At 63.7% G+C, this 17,228-nt stretch carries 10 protein-coding genes; 9 read left to right on the plus strand and 1 reads right to left on the minus strand.

Features of this window, described 5'->3' with window-relative positions:
• The 3 genes from EGJ27_RS11150 to EGJ27_RS11160 are packed head-to-tail and all read left to right on the plus strand — an operon-like array spanning nt 1 to nt 4,531.
• Nucleotides 1-1,173, plus strand: coding sequence for an efflux RND transporter periplasmic adaptor subunit (locus EGJ27_RS11150; RefSeq protein WP_125830801.1), 1,173 nt, complete (start codon nt 1-3; stop codon nt 1,171-1,173).
• Entirely contained in the window at nt 1,174-3,132 is a 1,959-nt protein-coding gene (locus EGJ27_RS11155) for a MacB family efflux pump subunit (protein WP_125830802.1), read from the plus strand.
• Between the two features lie 7 nt (nt 3,133-3,139).
• On the plus strand, nt 3,140-4,531 hold the full coding sequence (locus tag EGJ27_RS11160; RefSeq protein ID WP_125830803.1) for an efflux transporter outer membrane subunit: 1,392 nt from the start codon (nt 3,140-3,142) through the stop codon (nt 4,529-4,531).
• A gap of 325 nt (nt 4,532-4,856) precedes the next feature.
• On the opposite strand, the gene EGJ27_RS11165 is transcribed toward EGJ27_RS11160, so the two are convergent.
• Nucleotides 4,857-6,491, minus strand: coding sequence for a PvdJ/PvdD/PvdP-like protein (locus EGJ27_RS11165; protein ID WP_125830804.1), 1,635 nt, complete (start codon nt 6,489-6,491; stop codon nt 4,857-4,859).
• A gap of 184 nt (nt 6,492-6,675) precedes the next feature.
• Between EGJ27_RS11165 and pvdM the strand changes: the two genes are divergently transcribed.
• From pvdM to EGJ27_RS11195, 6 genes are all read left to right on the plus strand, one after another.
• Entirely contained in the window at nt 6,676-8,019 is a 1,344-nt protein-coding gene (gene pvdM / locus EGJ27_RS11170) for a pyoverdine-tailoring dipeptidase-like protein PvdM (RefSeq protein WP_125830805.1), read from the plus strand.
• Entirely contained in the window at nt 8,016-9,287 is a 1,272-nt protein-coding gene (locus tag EGJ27_RS11175) for an aminotransferase class V-fold PLP-dependent enzyme (RefSeq protein WP_125830806.1), read from the plus strand. The genes pvdM and EGJ27_RS11175 overlap by 4 nt, the downstream gene beginning before the upstream one ends.
• A 48-nt stretch (nt 9,288-9,335) precedes the next feature.
• Nucleotides 9,336-10,202: a formylglycine-generating enzyme family protein gene (locus EGJ27_RS11180; protein WP_125830807.1), complete on the plus strand. Its 867-nt coding sequence runs from the start codon at nt 9,336-9,338 to the stop codon at nt 10,200-10,202.
• Between the two features lie 55 nt (nt 10,203-10,257).
• Nucleotides 10,258-11,922, plus strand: coding sequence for a cyclic peptide export ABC transporter (locus EGJ27_RS11185; RefSeq protein ID WP_125830808.1), 1,665 nt, complete (start codon nt 10,258-10,260; stop codon nt 11,920-11,922).
• 341 nt (nt 11,923-12,263) lie between these two features.
• On the plus strand, nt 12,264-14,528 hold the full coding sequence (locus EGJ27_RS11190; protein ID WP_125830809.1) for a TonB-dependent siderophore receptor: 2,265 nt from the start codon (nt 12,264-12,266) through the stop codon (nt 14,526-14,528).
• 207 nt (nt 14,529-14,735) lie between these two features.
• Complete coding sequence (locus tag EGJ27_RS11195) at nt 14,736-17,156, plus strand: TonB-dependent receptor (protein WP_177523011.1); 2,421 nt, start codon at nt 14,736-14,738, stop codon at nt 17,154-17,156.
• The last annotated feature ends 72 nt before the right edge of the window (nt 17,157-17,228 follow it).

The following is a 17,228-nucleotide window of genomic DNA, read 5'->3' on the forward strand; positions in this document are numbered from 1 at the left end:
ATGAAACGCTCCCGACAACCTCGACGCATCGTTCTTGTTACGCTGTGCCTGTTCCCGATCATTGCCCTTTGCGCGTGGCGAATCCTGCCCGATAGCCAGGGCGAGGCGCCGACCGTGACGGTGACCCGCGGCGACATCGAAAGCAGTGTCACTGCCCTGGGCACGCTGCAACCGCGCAGCTACGTGGATGTCGGTTCCCAGGCTACCGGGCAGATCATGAAGATCCATGCCCAGGTCGGCGATCAGGTCAAGGAAGGTCAACTGCTGGTGGAGATCGACCCGTCGACCCAGAAAGCCAAGCTCGACGCGGCGCGCTACGCCATCGAGAATCTCAAGGCGCAACTCGCCGAACAACGGGCCCTGCATCAGCTGGCCGGGCAAAAGCAGCAACGCCAGAAAAGCCTGGCCGCCGGCGGCGCCACCCGCGCCGAAGATGTCCAGGCGGCAGAATCGGAATACCGTGCGACCCAGGCACGGGTCGACATGTTCAAGGCGCAGATCCTTGAAGCCCAGGCCGCGTTGCGCAGTGATGAAGCGGCGCTGGGCTACACCCGCATCTACGCCCCGATGACCGGCACCGTGGTCGCGCTGGACGCCCGCGAAGGCCAGACCCTGAATGCCCAGCAACAGACCCCGCTGATTCTGCGTATCGCCCGGCTGTCGCCGATGACGGTCTGGGCCGAAGTGTCGGAAGCCGATATCGGCCATGTCAAACCGGGCATGAACGCCTACTTCACGACCTTGAGCGGCGGCACCCGACGCTGGAGCAGCACGGTGCGGCAGATTCTGCCGGTACCGCCCAAACCGCTGGATCAAGCCAACCAGGGCGGCGGCAGCCCCAGCAGTGCCGGCAAGAACGGCGGCGGCCGGGTGGTGCTCTACACCGTGCTGCTGGACGTGGAAAATGCCGATCAGGCGTTGATGGCGGAAATGACCGCACAGATTTTCTTCGTCGCCGACAGCGCGCGCAATGCCCTGACCGCTCCGATCTCTGCCTTGCAGCACGGACCGCAACCCAACCTGCAACTGGCCCAGGTGCTGACCGGCGACGGCGCTATCGAGCAACGCACGGTGCGCACCGGCATCAGCGACCGGCTGCGGGTGCAGGTCCTCGAAGGGCTGGACGAAGGCGACCGGTTGCTGGTCAAGCCGACCCTCGGCAGCGGAGGCTGAATGCCCACGCCTCTGATCGACCTGCGGAACATCCGCAAATCCTATGGCGGCGGTGACAGCCCGCGTGTCGATGTGCTGCGCGGCATCGACCTGGCGATCCATCCCGGTGAGTTCGTCGCCATCGTCGGCGCTTCCGGCTCGGGCAAATCGACGCTGATGAACATCCTCGGCTGCCTGGATCGTCCCAGCAGCGGCCAGTATCTGTTCGCCGGCGAAGACGTCGCCGGGCTGGGCAGCGACGAACTGGCGTGGCTGCGCCGCGAGGCGTTCGGCTTCGTGTTCCAGGGCTATCACCTGATCCCCTCCGGCTCGGCCCAGGAAAACGTCGAGATGCCGGCGATCTATGCCGGAACGCCCGCCGCCGAACGTCACGCCCGCGCCGCCGCGCTGCTGGCCCGGCTGGGTCTGGAAGCGCGCACCGGCAACCGCCCGCATCAATTGTCCGGCGGCCAGCAACAGCGGGTGTCCATCGCCCGGGCCTTGATGAACGGCGGGCATATCATTCTCGCCGACGAACCCACCGGCGCGCTGGACAGCCACAGCGGCACTGAAGTCATGGCACTGCTCGACGAACTCGCCGGCCAGGGTCATGTGATCATCCTCATCACTCACGACCGTGCCGTGGCGGCGCGGGCCCAGCGCATCATCGAAATCAGCGATGGCCTGATCGTCAGCGACACCGCCAGCCATCAGCCCGAAACCGCGAACGCCCTGCACGCGCCGGACCTGCGCCAACGCCTGAACCAGGGCAGCCTCCACAGCGGCGCGTGGAAAGGCGAATTGCGCGACGCCGTGCAGGCCGCATGGCGGGTGATGTGGATCAACCGTTTCCGTACTGCACTGACCTTGCTGGGCATCGTCATCGGCGTGGCCTCGGTGGTGGTGATGCTGGCGGTGGGCGAAGGCAGCAAGCGGCAGGTGATGGCGCAGATGTCGTCGTTCGGTTCCAACATCATTTACCTCAACGGCAAGCCCGCCACTCCGCGCGCGCCCAAGGGCATCATCACGCTGGAAGAAGTCGCGGCCATCGGCGCGTTGCCTGAAGTGCAGATGATCATGCCGGTCAACGGCGGTCAGGCCGGGGTCAGGTTCGGCAATGTCGACCACTCCGCCTATGTCGGCGGCAACGACACCCATTTTCCGGCGATCTTCAACTGGCCGGTGGCCGAGGGCAGTTATTTCACCGATGCGGATGAACGCAACGCGGCAGCGGTCGCAGTGATCGGCTACAAGGTCCGGCAGAAACTGTTCAAGGACGGCCTCGACCCCATCGGTCAATACATCCTGATCGAGAACGTGCCGTTCCAGGTGGTGGGCGTGCTCCAGGAAAAAGGCGCCAGCTCCGGCGATATGGACAGCGACAACCGCATCGCCATCCCTTACTCGGCGGCGAGCATTCGCCTGTTCGGCACCCAGGACCCGGAATACGTCACCGTCGCTACCCGCAACGCGGACAACGTCAAGCAGGCGGAAGCCGCTATCCATCAGTTGATGCAACGTTTGCACAACGGCAAGCCGGACTACGAACTGACCAACAACGCCGCGATGATCCAGGCCGAAGCCCGGACCCAGAACACTCTGTCGCTGATGCTCGGCGCCATCGCGGCGATTTCCCTGCTGGTGGGCGGCATCGGGGTGATGAACATCATGCTCATGACCGTGCGCGAGCGGACCCGGGAAATCGGCATCCGCATGGCCACCGGTGCGCGGCAGCGGGACATCCTGCGCCAGTTCCTCACCGAAGCGGTGATGCTTTCGGTGGTGGGCGGCCTGGCCGGAATCGTCCTCGCGCTGGGCATGGGCGGCGCACTGCTGCTGGGCAAGGTCGCGGTGGCGTTCTCATTGTCCGCCGTGCTGGGTGCCTTGGGCTGTGCGCTGGTCACCGGGGTGATTTTCGGTTTCATGCCGGCCCGCAAGGCCGCCCGCCTCGACCCGGTCGCGGCCCTCACCAGTGAATGATCTTTCGATGAAACCGACGCTCAGCTTATTGACAACCTGCCTGCTGCTGGCGGCCTGTCATTCCACGCCGCCGCGTTCCGAGACGGGCATTGCGCCGCCGGCCCGCTGGGCCTTCGCCGACGACGCGGCCGCCCAGCGCAGCGACGCGCAATGGTGGCGGGGATTCGGCAGTCCACAACTGAACCGCCTGATCGAGCAGGCCCGGCGCGACAGCCATGAGATCGGCGCGGCCATGGCGCGCCTGCGTCAGGCCCAGGCTGCGGCGGTGATCGGCGGCGCTCCGCTGCTGCCGGAAGTCAGCTACGACCTGCGCGGCGAACGCAACAAGTTCACCCGCCGCCAGGATCGCAAGGCCAACCGTTTCGACGACAACAACCAGGACAGCTTCACCAGCAACCTGACCGCCAGTTATGAAGTGGATTTCTGGGGTGGCGTCGCGGCGGCTCGGGACAGCGCCGGGCAACTGCTCAAGGCCAGCGAATTCGATCAGGCCACCGTGGAGCTGACACTGCTCGGCAATGTGGCGGACCGCTACGCACAAGCCCTGGCCGCCAGGGAACAGCGGCGCATCGCCGAACTGAATCTGGCCAACGCGCAGGACGTGCTCAAGCTGGTGCAGACCCGTTACGACTCGGGTTCGGCCACCGCCCTGGAGCTGGCGCAGCAGAAGAATCTGGTCGCCGCCCAGCAGCGGGAATTGCCACGCATCCAGCAACTGGCCAACGAACAACGCATCACCCTCGCCGCCCTGCTCGGCCAGCCGGTGCAAAACCTGCAACTGGGCGAGCAGCCGTTCGACAGCCTGAGCTTTCCGCGGATCGGCAGCGGCGTGCCCGGCGAACTGCTGACCCGCCGTCCGGACCTGGCCAAGGCCGAAGCCGAACTGGCCGCCGCACAGGCCGATGTCCGCGTGGCGCGGGCCGCGTTGTTTCCCAAACTGACCCTGAGCGCCAGCCTGGGCACTGAATCGGTCCGCGCCGAAGACTGGCTGCGCGCGCCGTTCTCCAGCCTCGCCGCCGGGCTGGCCGGGCCGATCTTCAATAACGGGCGGTTGAGCGCCGAACAAGACCGCGCCACGGCGCGCCAGGAAGAACTGCTGGAAACCTATCGCGGCGCCATTGTCAACGCTTTTGCCGACGTGGAAAAAGCCCTGAACAGCATCAGCGGGCTGGACCGGCAACGCTACTGGCATGAAGAAGAACTGCGCCAGGCGCAAACCGCGTTCCGCATCGCCCAGAGCCGCTATGAAGCCGGCGCCGAGGATTTGCTCACCGTACTGGAAAGCCAACGCACCCTGTACCTGGCTCAGGACGTCAGCGTGCAGCTGCGTCTGGCACGGGTGCAGGCGAGCATTGCGCTGTACAAGGCGCTGGGCGGCGGTTGGCAAACAGTTCCGTAGACGCGCTTGCCCGCGATGACGTCATTCCTGGCGACGAGGCTGCAGCGTCCGTAATGGCCCTTTCGCGAGCAAGCTCGCTCCCACAGAAACGAGGCGCGCATCCAACGTGTAGAGGCCAGCTTGATGGCGATGACGTCATTCCTGGCAACGAGTCTGCTGCGTCGGTAACTGCCCTTTCGCGACCAAGGTCGCTCCTACAGAAATGAGATACACATCAAATGTGTAGGAGCCAGCGGGCGGCGATCCGTCTTGCTGGCGAAGGCGGCGGTGCGTTCGCACTATGTGTATGGCTTCGCGCACAAGCGGAGCGCCGCCCGGTCCGCTCCTAAAGGCCCAGAGCGGACAGGATATTTTGTGCATACCACGGCCGACGCGGCACGCGGCGTAGCAGATCGCCCAGCTTTTCATCGGCGGCGAAGGTGATGCGCAGCGCGAGCTTCATGACTTCCGGGTCCATTTCCAGGCTGCTGCCGACAGTCAGACCCGGCGTGGTGCTACAGCCATGGGTATCCGGCCCCAGCCACGGGTCGTTGATATCGACCCAGCGGGCTGAACTGAACCAGGGCACGCCGTTGACTTCCAGGCGGCTGACCTCTCCCGGATGAAAACGCTCATGGGCGCGATACCAGTCCTCGATGCGGTCGTCGATCCAGCCATGAAACAGCCAGAACACCGGATTGACATGGGAAGAAAACGGGTCGGCGAGAAAGTCGTTTTCCGGACCAAACCAGCGCTCGGCGAAGTCGTCCGAACGCCGCGCCATCGGCACCGGCTGGCCGTTGGCCGGGTCTCGCGCCACCGACGCCCAGCGCATGTGCAGCCAGTCGTGCAATTCCAGTTCAACCTGCGAACCGAACTGTCCCAAGGTCAGGGTCGAGAGATACCGCGAGTCGCGATAGCGCGATTCCCAGACTTCAAAATGGGTGTGCCAGGTTTCGGCACTCTTGATGTCGCTGACCAGCTGGGTGTATTGCTCATCGCCCGGCGCCAGCCAGTTGGGCGGCAGCGAGCAGCCGTCGTGGTTGTCGAAGTAACGGGCAAACCCCAGGCGGTCACGCTCCAGTTCCGGCTGCGGCATGGGAAAACGCGGCCACGACGGCAGCGCCTGAATCTTGCGCGCCTGGATCAGCATGTGCCGGTGCATGTACAGGAAGTCCACCCCCGAACCGTTGCGATCCTTGGTCGGCCCGCGGGCATCGCGCTCCCTGTCTCGCGGGCCGGGCTGCCAGCCCAGTCCGCGCAAGCCTTCGCGCTTGGCTTCGGGCAGCCGATGCCATTTGTCCCGCGACGCATGCCAGAGCTGGTGGAACAGCCGGTGTTCATGGGATATCAGCCAGGCGAGAAACGGTGGCGTCAGTTCGATCCGCTCACGGGCCTCGGGAAAGACCTGTTTGACCGCCAGGAAACGGTTGTCGAGTTCCGGCAACATCAAGGCCCGGTCCAGGCGCTGCACTCGCCCGCTCAGGCTGCCGCTGCCGGCATTGCCGAACGCGCCCCAGACTTCATCGAGCAGCAGGCTGAATTCGTAATCCGCTGTGTCGCTTTGCGGGCCATCACCCGCCGTGCCGTCCATGACCCGGAAATACAACGTTTGGCCTTGATCGGCATGCAGGTCACCGATTACCCGGAAGCGCGGCGTGTCATCACTGCGCAGGCGCTCGGGCGTGTCGATGAATCCGCGCAGGCCGCGACCACGGGGCGCAATGTCGAGAAACATCTGCAGGCCGTGCAGCGGCGCACCGGCCAGGCCCGCGTCGCGCCCTTCGAACTGGATATCCCAGACGCCGCGCAGCTTGTCGGCCAGGCGCTGGGTGGCTTTATCCGCAGGACCGGGCGTGGCTTCGCCGGGAGTAACAGGATGATCGACCCGCGTGAGTTCACGATGTGCGTAATAAGCCGCCGGAACCGCAGCGCCGGTCAGCGCCAGGCCCGCTATGAAACCTCGTCGTGAAATCGTCATTACCCTACCTGTTCCAGCCCCGAGACAGCCGTCATCCAGCTAGAACGTAGCCTGGGGCGGGAAATTTAGGCCCTGGTGCCACTTGCCGCCGCGACGCTAAATTTTTCCGCCATCCGCTCGTTCTCCCCAAATAGCAAAGGCCCTGGTGCCTGCTTCTGAAATGGTCAACCTGAACGAGACGGCAATGACGAAACCGCGTTGGAAAAAGGCTCTGCTCATCGGACTGCCCCTGGCCCTGGCCGTCAGCGCCGGGGCGGGCTTTCTGGCCTGGAATTACTGGTCGCCGGCGGGCTACCCGGTCAAGATCATGCAGCAGGCCGAGTCCATCCAGGAGCGGATCGTCTCGTTCGACAGCCATATCACCGTGCCGATGAAATTCGGCAGCGAAGGCAACGAGGCAGACAAGGACGGCAGCGGCCAATTCGACCTGGTGAAAACGGCCCGGGGCCGGTTGTCCGGCGCGGCGTTGACGGTGTTCGGCTGGCCGGAAATCTGGAACGGCCCCAACGCGCCGCACCGGCCGACCGCGGGCTTTGTCGAAGAAGCGCGTATGCAGCAGGAGGTGCGCTACAAAATCATCACCAGGCTGGTGCGCGACTTCCCCCATCAGGTCGGCATCGCCTACACCCCTGACGACATGCGCCGCCTGCACGGCGAAGGCAAGTTCGCGATCTTCATCAGCATGCTCAATGCCTACCCGCTGGGCGACGATCTTGACCAGTTGAACCGCTGGACGGCGCGGGGTATGCGCATGTTCGGCTTCAGTTACGTGGGCAACAACCGTTGGGCCGACTCCTCGCGCCCGCTGCCGTTTCTCAACGATACGCCGGACGCGCTGGGCGGGCTGTCGGACCTGGGCAAGCAGGCGGTGCAGCGCCTCAACGACCTGGGGGTGATCATCGATGTGTCGCAGATGTCCAGCAAGGCGCTGGAACAGGTTGCACAACTGAGCCGCACGCCGCTGGTGGCCTCGCACTCGGCACCCCGCGCGCTGGTGGACATCCCGCGCAACCTCAGCGATGCCGAGATGCAGCTGATCAAGCAGACCGATGGGGTGGTGCAGATTGTCGCGTTCCCGGCCTACCTGCGCCCGCTGAGCCAGCGCACACTGGACAAGCTCAACGACCTGCGCAAGGACTTCGACCTGCCGCCGCTGCATGACCTGGAAATGGCGCTGATGCCGGGCGACCCGATCATCACCGTCTGGCCGGAACAGCGCTTCGGCGCCTACGCCGGCAAGCTCTACGCGATTCTCGAAGAAGAGCCCAAGGCCACGGTAAAGGACTTCGTCAACGCCATCGATTACGCGGTGAAGAAGATCGGCATCGACCACGTGGGCATCAGTTCCGACTTCAACGACGGCGGTGGCGTGATCGGCTTCAACGACGTCGGCGATACCCGCAACGTGACCGCCGAACTGATCGAGCGCGGCTACGCCGAAGCCGACATCGCCAAGCTGTGGGGCGGCAATTTCCTGCGGGTCTGGGCCCAGGTCCAGGCCGCCGGCCAACCGGTGGCCGGCCGATGAGCGACCGCCGAACCTTTCTCAAGCAGGCTGCCACGCTGGCGGCCGCCCTGCCCTTGGGCTCCGCTATCACCCTGGCCGCAGCCGAAGGACACACCGCCGGAGACAAATGGACGCGCCTGCGCCGACTGTTCGACCAGGACCCGGAGTACCTGCACTTCTCCAATTTTCTGGTGACCTCGCATCCCAGGCCGGTACGTGAAGCGATCGAAGCCCACCGCGCGTTCATCGACCGCAATCCGGGCCTGGCCATGGACTGGGATTTTCAGGAAACCGAGCGGCGCGAGCATCAGGTGCGCACCTGGGCTGGCCGATACCTCGACGCACGCCCCGGGCAGATCGCACTGACCGGCAGCACCACCGAAGGGCTGGCGATCATTTACGGCGGCCTGCATGTGCGCGCCGGTCAGGAAATCCTCACCACCGAACATGAACATTCGTGTGCCCGCGCCATCCTGGATTTTCGCCGCCAGCGGGACGGCACCGCAGTGCGCAGGATTCGTCTGTTCAAGGATTCGGCAACCGTGTCCAGCGATGAAATCCTCGACAACATCGCCCGCAACATTCGCCCACACACCCGCGTCCTGGGCATGACCTGGGTGCAGTCCGGCAGCGGCGTCAAGCTACCCATCGCCGAAATCGGCGCGCTGGTTCAGGAGCGCAATCGCGAGCGGGACGACCAGGACCGCATTCTCTATGTCATCGACGGCGTGCACGGTTTCGGTGTCGAGAATCTGAGCTTCCCGCAAATGAACTGCGATTTCTTCGTGGCCGGCACCCATAAATGGATGTTCGGCCCGCGCGGCACCGGCATCGTCTGTGCGCGCTCCGAGCAGCTTACGGACATCAGCCCGCTGATCCCGACGTTTTCCGGCGGCAGCTCATTCGGCTCCGTCATGAGCCCCGGCGGCTATCACTCGTTCGAGCACCGCTGGGCGCTGGACAAAGCATTCGAACTGCACCTGCAACTGGGCAAGGCCGATGTTCAACAGCGCATTCATCAGCTCAACACCTACCTCAAGCAGCGCCTGCATGAGCGCAACAACATCGAACTGGTGACACCGATGGATCCTTCGCTGTCGGCAGGTTTCAGCTTCTTTCGGGTCAAGGGCCGGGACTGCGATCAGGTCGCGGCGCGCCTGATGAAGCAACGCGCGGTGGTCGATGCGGTGAGCCGCGATATCGGCCCGGTGGTGCGCACCGCGCCCGGCCTGTTGAACACCGAGGCCGAGATCGAACGTTTCCTGGCGTTGCTGGACCGCGACGCCTGATGCCGAGCATCGACACCCGAGCACTACTTTTTGACCTTCGAGGCTTTTATGAAACACGTGCTGTACACCCTGTCGCTGGTTGCCCTGTCGAGCCTGGGAAGCAGTCTTCCCGCCTCCGCCAAAGGGATCTATCCCGAGCCTGGCAAGGTGTTCAAGGACTGCAAGGACTGTCCGGAAATGGTCATCCTGCCGGCGGGCAGCTTCACCATGGGCGCCCCGGAAAGCGAAATGGGCCGCCAGCCCGACGAAGGCCCGCTGCATGAAGTGACCTTCAAGAAGCCCTTCGCGGTCAGCCGGTTCCAGGTGTTGAGCGGCGAATGGAATGCCTACCTCAAGAGCACCGGCTACCAAATGCCCGATGGCGACACCCGGCCGGGCCGCGAATGCACCGCCGGCCAGCCGCGTTACCCGATCGGCCCACGCCAGCCGGCGGTGTGTATGGACTGGAACGAAGCCAATGCGTATGTGGCCTGGCTGTCGAAAAAGACCGGCGAGAAATACAGCATGGTCAGCGAAGCCACCCGCGAGTACGCGGCCCGAGGCGGCAGCAGCGGGCCGTTCCCTTTCCCCATGGATGAAGGCAAGACCTACGGCATCGCCAGACACGCCAACACCTACGGCCCGGAAGACGGCTTCAGCTACACCGCACCGGCCGGCAGCTACAGCCCTAACGCGTTCGGCATCTATGACGCCCACGGCAACGTCTATGAATGGACCGCCGATTGCGAAACCAGCAATTACAACGGCGCGCCCAGCGATGGCAGCGCGTGGCTGGCCGGCGATTGCACCTGGAAGATGATCCGCGGCAATGACTGGACTGAAGCGCCGATCTTCTCGCGCTCGGGCAACCGCAACAGCCGCAAGCCCGACGTGCGTGGCGACTGGCTGGGCTTTCGCGTGGCCCGCGAGCTCTGATTCTCCCCACCACGGCAGCCAATCGTCACGGCAGTGACCCTCAAGAGAGCACAGCATGACTTTCACATCACAGAGCCTGGCTCGGGAAACCCTGAGAATCCTCAAGCCCTTCCGCTGGCTGGTGGCCCTTTCCACCGTGCTGGGGATCGTCAGCGGGCTGAGCGTCACGGCATTGCTGGCCACCATCAACCAGGCCATGAACATCGAAGGCGGCCCGACCGCGCGCATGGCCTGGCTGTTCGCCGCGCTGTGCGTGCTGACCCTGGCCTGCTCCACTCTGTCCAGCCTGGCGACCAACTACGTCGGCCAGCGGGTGGTCGCCAACCTGCGCCGCGAGCTGACCGCCAAGGTGCTGGTCGCGCCCATCGAACAACTGGAACGCTTCCGCTCCCACCGGCTGATTCCGGTGCTGCTCAACGACGTGAACACCATCAGCACCTTTGCGCTGTCGGTGGCGCCGATGATCATCGCCTTCACCGTGACCCTGGGTTGCCTGACGTACCTGGCGCTGCTGTCGTGGCAGATCCTGTCGCTGACGATCCTGACCGTGGTGCTGGGCACCGGCGCGCAGTTCATGGCCCACGCCTACGGCCTGCGCAACATTCAGCGTGCCCGGGATGCCGACGATGAGCTGCAGAAGCATTACCAGGCGATCTGCGCCGGCGCCAAGGAGCTGCGCATTCAGCGCAAGCGCCGCCAGCACATGAATGACCGGCAGATCCACGACGCCACCGAAACCATCTGCAACTCCAACATCCGCGCCGCGACCATCTTCGTCACGGCGGAGACGTTCGGCTCGACGCTGTTCTTCGCGGTCATCGGTATCGCCATCGCCTTCCAGGCCATGTGGCCGACCACCGAAAAGACCGTGCTGGGCGGTTTCGTACTGGTGATGCTGTACATGAAAGGCCCGCTGGAGCGCCTGATCAACATGCTGCCGGCGATGAGCCGCGCGCAGGTCGCCATGCGCCGGATAGCCGAGCTGTCGTGGCGTTTCTCCAGCCCCGAGCCGCATCTGCTGGTCACTGACCGCGCCAGCTCGCTGCCGCCGTTGCAGAGCATCGAGCTGCATCAGCTGCGCTACGACTATCCGCCGGTGGCCGGCAGTGAGTCGTTCCATCTGGGACCGGTCAACCTGAGCATCCAGCAGGGCGATATCGTGTTCATCATCGGTGAGAACGGTTGCGGCAAGACCACGCTGATCAAGCTGCTGCTGGGCCTGTACGCGCCGCAACAGGGCGAGATTCGCCTCAATGGAGAGGCCGTGGCGCCTCAGGCGCTGGATGACTATCGCCAGCTGTTCACCACGATTTTTGCCGACTATTACCTGTTCGACGAACCGCTGCCGGGCCAGCAAACATTACCGGCCGACGCAGGGAAGTACCTGGAGCGGCTGGACATCGCCCACAAGGTCAGCATTCGCGACGGCCAGTTCACCACCACCGACCTGTCCACCGGCCAGCGCAAGCGGCTGGCGCTGATCAATGCCTGGATCGACGAGCGTCCGGTGCTGGTCTTCGATGAATGGGCGGCGGATCAGGACCCGGCCTTCCGCCGTGTGTTCTACACCGAGCTGCTCCCGGAGCTCAAGGCGCAGGGCAAGACCATCATTGTTATCAGCCACGATGACCGGTATTTCGACATTGCCGATCAACTGGTGCGGATGAATGCCGGGCGGATCGAGGTGGAGCAGGTGCAAGGGGAGCGGGTTACGGCTTGATACTGAGGTCAACGCGGAGCCGGTGAGGGACAGCTTGCTGGCGACGGCGGCGGTTCAGTCCCATTTGCAGCGCGGCTGATGCAGTCGCGAGCCAGCTCCCTTCCCCCAGAACCGCGTTTGGTGGCTCATGCGGATTTGTGGTGGCGGCATTCATTCAACTGATTGTGAAAATTTCATTAAATTTCGCCCCGCCGGTTTCGTTCTTCCTTACGAAACCCTGCGCGCGTTTATTTCTCGCACGGCTTTTCTGACCAACAGGACATCGTCGTCCGGCGTTTTCATCGTGCCGCCGCGCGGCCAAGGCTGCCACCTTGCCAATACCAACTAGAAAGAGCCACTCCATGCACACACCGTCAAGACTCACGCCCCTGAGCAAGGCATTGTTGCTCAACCCCCTGCTCCACCCGCGCTCGACAATCACAGCGCTGGGCATTGCCCTGTGTCTGCCGCTGGCGGCACAGGCGCAGGAAACGCCGTCCGATGTTCCGGCTCAGCCTCTGGGGAGTGTGCTGGGCCAGGAACAGGCATCGACGGCGATCAATCTGGCGCCCACCTCCATCGACTCGCAGCGTCTGGGCGTCACCACCGACGGCACCGGCTCGTACACCACCGGCGCGGTGAGCATTGGCAAGGGTGCGCCGCAGTCGTTGCGGGAAACGCCGCAATCGGTGACCGTCGTGACCCGGCAGGTGATGGACGACCGCAACCTCACGTCCCTGAGCGAAGTGCTGGAAGACACGCCGGGCATGAGCTTCCAGTACCGCAACTTTGGTGGTCACGTGTACACCTCCCGCGGGTTCTCGCTGCTGGCGGAAAGCTTTCTGGTAGACGGCATCGGCGGCCAGGGTTACCAGATCACCGGCTGGATGCAGCCGGACATGGCGATCTACGACCGCGTCGAAGTACTGCGTGGCGCTTCCGGGCTGCTGGTGGGTGCCGGTCAACCCGGCGGCGCAGTGAATCTGGTGCGCAAGCGCCCGACCGCCGAGAACAGGTTTTCCATCACCACCCGCGCCGGTTCATGGGATCAATACCGGGTCGACCTGGACGGCAGCGGCAAGCTCAATGAATCGGGCAGCGTGCGTGGACGCATGGTGGCGGCCTATGATGACAGCGGTTCGTACCTGGATAACCGTGACAGCCGCACGCCGCTGCTGTATGGCATCGTCGAGGCCGACCTGAACGACGCCACTACCCTGACCATGAGCCTGCGTCGCCAGGAGCAGGAGATCAACGGCTACTCGATCTACGGCCTGCCGCGCTACAGCAATGGGAAGGATCTGGATCTGTCGCGCTCCACCAACCTGGCGCCGAAATGGAACCAGCTGACGAGCGATATGACCGAGGTGTTCACCGAAGTCGCGCATCGTTTCAATGACGACTGGACCAGCCGGACTTCCCTGACCTATTCGCAAGGCGGGTTTGATCAGCAGATTGCCTATGCGCAAGGCGCTGTCAATCCAGTCACCCTGGCCGGCTCAGCCTTTCAGCGGACGCTTTTTCGCCGGGATGAAGTGCAGAGCACTGGCTTCAATAGCCAGCTGGAAGGCAACTTCGATGCATTCGGCCTCTCGCATCAGGTAACGCTGGGCGCCGATTGGTCCAGGCAGGAATCCAATACCAAACAGGTGCAGGTCGATACTGCTTCTCCGATCAACATCTTCAATGTCAACCATAGCCCGTTCGCAAAACCGGCCCGTCCAGCCTGGCAGAACGATATCGACATGACCGAAGAGCGGGCCGGCCTCTATGCCAATACGCGGCTGCGCCTGAGCGAACCATTGAGCCTGGTACTGGGCGCACGGCTGAGCTGGTATGACTATCAGTACGACGTCAAGCGGGGAGCGGCGGTTTCATACGAGTCTAACGAGACCCAGGAATTCACGCCCTTCGCCGGCCTGATCTACGACATCAACGACAGCTGGTCGTGGTACGCCAGTTACGCGGACATCTTCACGCCGCAAGCCGAGTACGTGACTCAAAGCGGATCCCCGATCGATCCTGCCACCGGCACCAACTACGAAACCGGCTTCAAAGGTGAGCTGTTCGACAAACGCCTGAATCTGTCGCTGGCCATGTTTTACATCAAGCAGAAAGATGTGGCCGTGGTCGACGTCACTGAAGGGGTCGAATGCCCAACCAGTATCGATCTCTCCTGCTACGTGCAAAACGGCGTGAAACGCAGCAAAGGCTTCGAAGTGGAAGCCAGCGGCGAAGTGTTGCCGGGCTTGCAAGTGTTCGGCGGCTACACCTTCAACTTGCTGCGTAACGGCGGCGACCAGCAGGTAGCCTACGAGACACCAAAACACATGCTGCGCCTGAGCTCCAGCTACAACCTGCCGGGTGACTGGAACCGCTTGACCCTGGGTGCCGGTGTGTCGGCGGATTCAGGCTACGACGTGCCGGCCAATGATCAAGTGGGTGTTGCCGGCAAGGCCATCTGGGACGCTCGCGCTTCCTGGAAACTGGACGAAAACTGGCGCGTGTCGCTCAACGCGGAAAACCTGTTCGACCGCAAGTACTACACCACCTCGATCACGAACACCCGCTCGAACCTGTACGGCGAGCCACGCAGTTATGTGCTGACCCTGCGTGGGGATTTCTGATCGCGCTTGGGATGCTCTGAGAATTGCTGCAAACCATAAAGCCAAGGGGTGACTCTTGGCTTTTTTTGCTTTCTCAAGACAGCAGCAGAACCGGTCCGCTCCTACACGGTGAACATCAACGGGTAACGAACCCGCGAATACATTATCCTGCGCTACCGATTACAAAGAGCCATCTTTTCCATGCCCAGCCCCCTCGTTCTCCCGCCCATGGAAGGTGCGAAAACGTTTAGATCACGTCTGGTGTCCGGACCGGCGCTCAGGGGCCTGGGGTTGGCGTTGGCGCTGGTTTTTCAAGGTGATGTGCAGGCTCAGCCACTGGACTTCGATATTCCGGCGCAGCCCCTGAACAGCGCCTTGCAAGAGCTGGGTCGCCAGGGCGATCTGCAGGTGCTCTACAACGCCGACGACGTGCGCGGCAAGACCAGCAGCCCGGTACGCGGCCGCCTGAGCGTCGAACAGGCAGTGACCGCGCTGCTGAAAAAGGCCGATGTGCCCCATGCACTGCAAGCCGACACCCTGACGCTGGGTACGGCAATTGAACCCCTGGTGAAAAGCCCGGACGCCATGACCTTGAGCGCCATGGACATCCACGGCCAGCCATTCACCACCACGACCGAAGGCAGCGGCTCCTACGGCGCCACGGCGATCAGCATCAACAAGACCGCCCAGTCGCTGCGCGAAACGCCGCAGTCGGTGACCGTCGTCAATCGTCAGCTGATGAACGACAGGAACCTGACCGGTCTGGACGACGTCATGGCCCAGACCACCGGCATCACCTTTTCCCAGCGCAACTTCGGCTCTCATGTGTTCAGCTCCCGCGGCTTTGCCATGGAAGACGAGAGCTACACCATCGACGGTGTATCCGGTCAGGGCTACAGCATTACCGGCTGGATGACACCAGACATGGAAATCTACGACCGCGTCGAAGTGCTGCGCGGCGCGGCCGGGTTGCTGGTGGGTGCCGGCAATCCCGGCGGCGCGGTGAATCTGGTGCGCAAGCGTCCGACCGCCATCCCGCAGTTCTCGGTGACCACCCGCGCCGGCAGCTGGGACACCTACCGTGTCGATCTGGACGGCAGCAGCCGGCTCAACGAATCAGGCACTGTGCGCGGGCGCTTCGTGGCGTCCTATGAAGACCGCGGCTCATTCATCGATCAGTTGCACAAAACCGCGCCGCTGCTGTACGGCATCCTCGAAAGCGACCTGGACGACGACACCACCCTGGCTGTGGGTCTGCGGCACCAGAGCGCCGATGTGAAGGGCTTTTCGATCTTCGGCCTGCCCCGCTACAGCAACGGTCGCGCCATCGATCTGCCCCGCTCCACCTCGTTGGCCCAGGACTGGAACCGTCATCGGACCCAGACCGACGAAGTGTTCGGCGAGGTCGAGCATCGATTCGACGCTAACTGGAGCGGCAAGGTGTCGTTGACCCACTCCAAGGGCTCGTTCGATCAGAAGGTGGCCTACGCCCAGGGCCCGGTGAGCCCGCGAACGATGAGCGGCACGCGCCTGGCGCGCACGCTGTTTCGCTCCGACGACCTGCAAAGCCAGGGCTTCGACGCTCATCTGGACGGGCGTTTCGAGGCGTTCGGCCTGGAGCACCAGTTGACCGTGGGCGGCAACTGGTCCGAGCAGCAGCGTCGTTCGCGGCTGGCGACCGTCAATGCCAACCGGCCGCTGGATATATTTGCGCCGGACCATCACCTGATCGACGAACCGGCGCGCCCGGCCTGGGGCAGCGTCACCGACTTCAGCGACAAGCGCTACGGCGTCTACAGCAATCTGCGTTTGAGCCTGGGCGAGTCACTGAAACTGGTGGTGGGCGGACGCTTCAGCGGCTACGACTACCAGACGCAATCGCCCCAGGCGGCCAGCAGGTCTCAGCAAGAGCAGGCGCTGACGCCCTTCCTCGGCGCGATCTACGACCTGAACCGCGACTGGTCGCTGTACGCCAGCTACACCGATATCTTCCTGCCGCAGAGCGGTTATCGCGACGTGTCCGGCCGCCTGCTCGAACCGGCCATCGGCGCGGCGCACGAAACCGGGATCAAGGGCGAGCTGTTCGACAAGCGCCTGAACGTGTCTTTCGCGCTGTTCTACGTCAAGCAACGGGACGTGGCGGTGGAAGACGACGCCAACGACGGCCGATGCCTGGGTAACGACAGTTACGGCACCTGCTACGTCAACGGCAATATCCGGCGCAGCAAGGGTTTCGAGCTGGAGGCCAGCGGCGAGCTGTTGCCGGGGCTGCAAACCATGGCCGGCTACACCTTCAACGTGACCCGCGGCAGCAACGGGCAGTCGATCTCCGCCGAGACGCCGCGCCACCTGTTGCGCATGACCAGCAGTTACACCCTGCCCGGCGCCTGGCAGCGCCTGACCCTCGGCGGCGGCGTTTCCGCCCAGAGCGGTTACACCGAAAAGGAATCCAGGGAAGACCTGGAAAACCCCGGCCGCGCGATCTGGGACGCGCGCGCCGCATGGAAACTGGACGAGCACTGGACCGTGGCGCTCAATGGCAACAACCTGCTGGATCGCAAGTATTACAAGGCCACCGGGGATACCGACCGCGGCAACTACTACGGCGACCCGCGCAACTTCGCCTTGACCCTGCGCGGGGATTTCTAGGCGGTCCCACAGAAATTGCTACGGTCACCGATCTGCAGGAGCGACCTTGGTCGCGAAGACGTCAGCTCAGAC

The sequence above is a fragment of the Pseudomonas sp. v388 genome, assembly GCF_003935425.1.
Classification (GTDB): domain Bacteria; phylum Pseudomonadota; class Gammaproteobacteria; order Pseudomonadales; family Pseudomonadaceae; genus Aquipseudomonas.

Coding starts and splice junctions, on each gene's coding strand:
- EGJ27_RS11150 (WP_125830801.1), top strand. CDS start 1: ATGAAACGCTCCCGACAACCTCGACGCATCGTTCTTGTTACGCTGTGC.
- EGJ27_RS11155 (WP_125830802.1), top strand. CDS start 1,174: ATGCCCACGCCTCTGATCGACCTGCGGAACATCCGCAAATCCTATGGC.
- EGJ27_RS11160 (WP_125830803.1), top strand. CDS start 3,140: ATGAAACCGACGCTCAGCTTATTGACAACCTGCCTGCTGCTGGCGGCC.
- EGJ27_RS11165 (WP_125830804.1), bottom strand. CDS start 6,491: ATGACGATTTCACGACGAGGTTTCATAGCGGGCCTGGCGCTGACCGGC.
- pvdM (WP_125830805.1), top strand. CDS start 6,676: ATGACGAAACCGCGTTGGAAAAAGGCTCTGCTCATCGGACTGCCCCTG.
- EGJ27_RS11175 (WP_125830806.1), top strand. CDS start 8,016: ATGAGCGACCGCCGAACCTTTCTCAAGCAGGCTGCCACGCTGGCGGCC.
- EGJ27_RS11180 (WP_125830807.1), top strand. CDS start 9,336: ATGAAACACGTGCTGTACACCCTGTCGCTGGTTGCCCTGTCGAGCCTG.
- EGJ27_RS11185 (WP_125830808.1), top strand. CDS start 10,258: ATGACTTTCACATCACAGAGCCTGGCTCGGGAAACCCTGAGAATCCTC.
- EGJ27_RS11190 (WP_125830809.1), top strand. CDS start 12,264: ATGCACACACCGTCAAGACTCACGCCCCTGAGCAAGGCATTGTTGCTC.
- EGJ27_RS11195 (WP_177523011.1), top strand. CDS start 14,736: ATGGAAGGTGCGAAAACGTTTAGATCACGTCTGGTGTCCGGACCGGCG.